This window comes from Neochlamydia sp. TUME1, assembly GCF_000813645.1.
In the GTDB taxonomy this organism is placed as follows: domain Bacteria; phylum Chlamydiota; class Chlamydiia; order Chlamydiales; family Parachlamydiaceae; genus Neochlamydia.
Genome location: NZ_JRXI01000039.1, coordinates 1 through 1,152, shown reverse-complemented (window position 1 = coordinate 1,152; position 1,152 = coordinate 1). Strand labels below are relative to the sequence as shown.

At 38.4% G+C, this 1,152-nt stretch carries 1 protein-coding gene; it reads left to right on the top strand.

The window, feature by feature from the left end; genetic code table 11:
• Positions 1-1,152: tetratricopeptide repeat protein (locus tag DB41_RS01825; protein WP_039383698.1), on the top strand; the 1,152-nt coding region annotated here is incomplete at both ends.

The window sequence follows — 1,152 nt, the reverse complement described above, 5'->3', positions numbered from 1 at the left end:
CCATTAACTTTAAGCTTTTTGGTGAAAATCATCCTAAGGTGGCAATCGATTACAGCAACCTAGGACGAATCTACAAAAAACAAGGCAATTTAGACAAGGCGGCTGAGTATAGCAACAAAGCGCTTGCTATTGACCTTAAGCTTTTCGGTGAAAATCATGCCGAGGTAGCAACAGATTATAACAATCTAGGAGCAATCTACAAAGAACAAGGCAATTTAGACAAGGCAGCTGAATATGCTAAGAAAGTGCTTGATATTAACCTTAAGCTTTTTGGTGAAAATCATTCCACAGTGGCTAAAAATTACAGTAATTTAGGACAAATCTATTACCAGCAAGGCAATTTAGACAAAGCGAAAGATTATACCAGCAAAGCGCTTGCTATTAACCTTGAGCTTTTTGGCGAAAATCATCCCAACGTGGCAATTTATTATAGCAACCTAGGAGAAATCTACCAAGACCAAGGCAAGTTAGGCGAGGCGGCTGAGTATAGCAACAGAGCACTTGCCATTAAACTTAAGCTTTTTGGTGATAATCATCCCGCCGTGGCAATTCGTTACAACAACCTAGGACAAATTTACCAAGGCCAAGGCAACTTAGATAAAGCGGCTGAGAATACTGAGAAAGCCCTTGCTATTAACATTAAGCTTTTTGGTGAAACTCATTTCAATGTGGCAACAAATTACAACAACCTAGGACTAATCTATCAAGAGCAAGGCAACCTAAACAAAGCAGTAGAATATAGCGCTAAAGCACTTGCCATTAACCTTAAGCTTTTTGGGGAAAATCATCCTGAAGTGGCAATTTGTTACGATAACTTAAGAAAAATTTATCAAGATCAAGGCAATTTAGATAAAGCGAAAGATTATACCCACAACGCCCTCGCAATTAACCTTAAGCTTTTCGGGGAAAATCATCCTGAAGTGGCAATTTGTTACGATAACTTAGGACAAATTTATCAAGATCAAGGCAATTTAGATAAAGCGAAAGATTATACCCACAACGCCCTCGCAATTAACCTTAAGCTTTTTGGGGAAAATCATCCTGAAGTGGCAATTTGTTACAACAACCTAGGACAAATCTACCAAGAACAAGGCAATTTAGACAAAGCGTTAGAATATGCCAACAAAGCTCTTGCTATTAATCTTAAGCTGT